Source organism: Rhodopseudomonas pentothenatexigens (assembly GCF_900218015.1).
Classification (GTDB): Bacteria; Pseudomonadota; Alphaproteobacteria; order Rhizobiales; family Xanthobacteraceae; genus Rhodopseudomonas; species Rhodopseudomonas pentothenatexigens.
The window spans coordinates 1-3685 of record NZ_UFQQ01000011.1 but is presented as its reverse complement, the minus strand read 5'-3'; the positions used below and the strand labels follow the sequence as shown (position 1 = coordinate 3685).

Genomic DNA, 3685 nt, shown 5'->3' with positions numbered 1-3685 from the left:
AACGGCACGCTGGCTGGCGTGATCGGCGGCGACGCCGTCAGCCTGCTGCTCGCCGGCACCGTCTACGCGGACAAGAACGTCGGCACCGGCAAGACCGTCACCGGCATCTACGGTCTGACTGGGGCGGGAGCCGGCAACTATGTGCTGTCCTCGACCGGATTCACCGGTTCGGCCGATATCACGCCGGCAACGCTGACGATCGCGTCGGCGGGCAGCGTCGCCGGCAGCAAGGTGTATGACGGCACCACTGCTGCGGTCGTGACCTCCAACGGCTCACTCGCGGGCGTGCTCAACGGTGACGCTGTCGGACTGCTGCTGAGCGGCACAGCCTATGCCGACAAGAACGTCGGCACCGGCAAGACCGTGACCGGCATCTACGGTCTGACTGGGGCGGGAGCCGGCAACTATGTGCTGTCCTCGACCGGGTTCACCGGTTCGGCCGATATCACGCCGGCAACCCTGACGATCGCGTCGGCGGGCAGCGTGGCTGGCAGCAAGGTCTATGACGGCTCCACATCGGCGGTCGTCACCGGCAACGGCACGCTATCGGGCGTGTTCGGCAGTGACGCTGTGGCGCTGCTGCTGAGCGGGACAGCCTATGCCGACAAGAATGTCGGTGCCGGCAAGATCGTGGCCGGCAGCTACAGCCTCACCGGAGCGGATGCGGGCAACTACGTGCTGGCCACGACCGGCTTCACCGGGGTGGCCGACATCACCCCGGCGACGCTGACGCTCGCGTCAAACGGCAGCGTGGCGGCCAGCAAGGTCTACGACGGCACCACCGCCGCAGCGGTCACCGGCAACGGCACGCTGTCGGGCGTGATCGGCGGCGACGAGGTGGCGCTGCTGCTCGCCGGCACCGCCTATGCCGACAAGAACGTCGGCATCGGCAAGGTGGTGACAGGCAGCTACAGCCTGACCGGGGCAGGGGCGGGCAACTACGTGCTGGCCACGACTGGCTTCACCGGCGCAGCCGACATCACCCCGCGCGCCATCACGGTGGCGGCGGAGCCGGGGTCGAAGACCAGCGGCGCGGCGGATCCGGTGTTCGGCTTCAGCCTGATCAACGGTTCGCTGGTCGCCGGCGACAGTCTGGCCGGCGCGCTGAGCCGCGATCCGGGCGAGGGCGTGGGCAGTTACGCCATCCTGCAGGGCACGCTCGCCGCTTCGCAGAACTATCTGTTGAGCTATGTCGGTGCCGATTTCACCATCCTGGCGGCCCCGACCACGCCGACCGTCACCGCCACCAACAGCGGCGACTATCCGACCAGCCAGTACATCGCGTCCGGCAGCGCCAGCACGCCGGTTGCGGTGACGATCAGCTACCAGCAGCCGACCGCTTCCGTGCCGGTGATCGCGGCGATCCGGGCCGCGGCTCCGGTCGTCCGCACCGCCGGTACTACGGGTGACGTCAACCAGAATATCGCGGTCGGCTCGGGAGCCGGCACGCTGTTCAAGCCGATCTCGCAGTTCGACAATCAGCAATATTCGAAAGCCGAGCTGCCGGGCTTCGCACCCGAAGCCGCCGAGGCGACCGTGCTGACGATGATTGCCCGAGCCGAGACCAACAACCAGCAGGCGTTCAAGATCGACGCTCTGTGGGGCGACGGGACGGCGTCGTGGAGCCGGCTCGACCATCCCGACGTGCGGGCGGTGTCGTTCACCGACGGCAAGGGCGCCGAGCGGGTGCCCGGCGGCGGCAATGCGTTCGCGTTCGTTGCGGGTCAAACCGAGGTTGCGGCGCTGCTGCGCAAGGGGCCGGTTGTGCTGCAGGGCGGCAAGACCGAAGGCGTCGCGACGCCGTGGCTGCTGGTGCTGGGCCTGACCGCCGACGGCAAGGGCCTGCTCGCCAACGATCCGATGACCGGTCAGCAGGTGATCCTCGCCTTCGACTCCGCAACCAAGTCGGTCGGCGGCGTCACCGCGGTGATCAATCCCGCCGACAACAAGCCGGTCGCGGTTGGCGATACGGTGCCGTCGTTCGTCACCCACGCCGACAAGATCACGCCGGCGATGTGGAGCGCGCTGAAGGCGTTCAAACCTGCGGGCTATTTCGCGGTGACGATGTGATCAGGCCGGCGAAATTGTGGAACCGGGTGAGGATCGTTCCGGCCTCGGTGGTGGCCAGCGGCTCCTGCCGGGCCGGGTGCGGCGGCGGAGCGACGCGCGCCGCGAGCTGGCGGCCGCCGGCGGAGAATGCCGACACGTCCACGCTGGAGACTGCGAACAGCGGCTGGAAATACGTCGCGTCGGTGCTCTCGACCAGCCGCGAAACGCGATTGTCGAGCAGCATCCAACTGCCGCCGAGACGCACGCCGAGGACCGCATGGTAGTCGCCGGCGGATCTGTCGCGCACGATCAGAACCCGAAGGTCGGCCGCGGGCGTGCCGGCCTCGCGCAGCGCGACGAACTTGGCGATGGCGAAGTCCTCGCAGTCGCCTTTGCCGGACTCGAACGAGCCGTCGGCGGTGTCGGACAGCGGCGGCGACCAGCGATCGGCGACGTGCCACTGCTGCTGATCGGTGGTGTAGTCGATCGCCGCGTTGATGCGCTTGTTGACCAGTTCGAGCCGTGCTCGGTCGTGCCGTTGCGCCGCCTGGTCGATGATATCGGCGAAGCGGGAGGCGGCTTCGGTGCAGTGCTGCCGGTCGGCGCGGCAGCGGTCGAGCGCCGGCTTGGCTGCCTGGATGTCCGCCGTGATCTGCGCGAGCTTCGTCCACAACGCGCCTCGGGGAGCCCGCACCGTGGCCCTGCCGAACGGCTCGCTGCCCGCCTGAGGCGGGATCGTCTCGATGAATTCGGTCGGCGCGATCGACGCGGTGACGGTCGCGAGGTCCCGTTCGGCCGCCGTCGCCGCGACAGGCAGCACAGCGCCGAATACGATCGAACCAGATAGCAGCGCTTTCAGCAGACCGAATTGCATCGCCCGTGCCCTGACGCGGGCCCGACTATCGATCCGTCTTGCGGGCTCGCTCGACCTGATCGACGATACGGGGCGGTGCTGCTGCGGCGGTTAAAAGAGCCCCGCGGCCGAGACGTTATTGGTTCGAAGCGTGAACACTTATCAACGAGGATTCATAGAGTGGGTGTCGAGTCGTTAAGCTCGCATTGACCACTCGAGGATGGCGAAATTCGAAGCGCAAAGACGCCTGCCCGAATGCGATCAGGGGCGCTGCAGGGTGTCAGCATTTGAGAACCCACGATCTCCGACACGAGGCCCTGTCGAGGATGGCGGCGCGTGGTACCGATCATGGCGCCGGAAACGCATAGGAGGCCGCCTCGCAGCGCTGCCGGGCAGATCCATGCTCAACGTCATGACGGATGCCGGCAAGAGTGGACGCCGCGTCGTCTCCACCTTCATCGCCACCACTTTTACGCAGGACGACGCCGAAGCCGCGTGGCGCGATGGTGCCGCAGCGTTGATGCACCTGCTTGTAGTTGAGATGGACATCCGTGGAGTTTTTTAGCGGACACCAACTTCGCCGGATGGACAAACCGGGGGTCGACAGCGAGCTCAAATACTTCCGCCGCGTCGCGACGCGCTTCGACGAGAAGGCCAGAAACCGTAGGAGGCGGGGCGGGGGGCGTATTGAACCGCCCCGGGTTTGCCGGAGGCTCCAACTCCTGAGAGGATGGAGCCATGACGAGCAAGACGACGAACAAGTTTTCCCCCGAGGTGCGCGAG

2 protein-coding genes and 1 pseudogene are annotated in these 3685 nt (G+C 67.2%); 2 read left to right on the top strand and 1 reads right to left on the bottom strand.

Translation table 11 applies throughout. The features are described 5' to 3' along the window. On the top strand, positions 1 to 2070 hold a 2070-nt coding region (locus DWA33_RS25200; RefSeq protein WP_244601267.1), incomplete at its 5' end, for a YDG domain-containing protein. On the opposite strand, the gene DWA33_RS11805 is transcribed toward DWA33_RS25200, so the two are convergent. Further along, on the bottom strand, positions 2036 to 2923 hold the full coding sequence (locus tag DWA33_RS11805) for a transglutaminase-like cysteine peptidase (RefSeq protein ID WP_114358298.1): 888 nt from the start codon (positions 2921 to 2923) through the stop codon (positions 2036 to 2038). The genes DWA33_RS25200 and DWA33_RS11805 overlap by 35 nt on opposite strands. A gap of 350 nt (positions 2924 to 3273) precedes the next feature. Between DWA33_RS11805 and DWA33_RS25195 the strand changes: the two are divergent. After that, positions 3274 to 3428, top strand: a pseudogene (locus DWA33_RS25195) (IS256 family transposase); the annotation flags it as partial. Between the last annotated feature and the right edge of the window lie 257 nt (positions 3429 to 3685).

Bases quoted from the DNA above. Each gene is read 5' to 3' on its own strand.
- DWA33_RS11805 (WP_114358298.1), bottom strand. From the start codon at position 2,923: ATGCAATTCGGTCTGCTGAAAGCGCTGCTATCTGGTTCGATCGTATTC.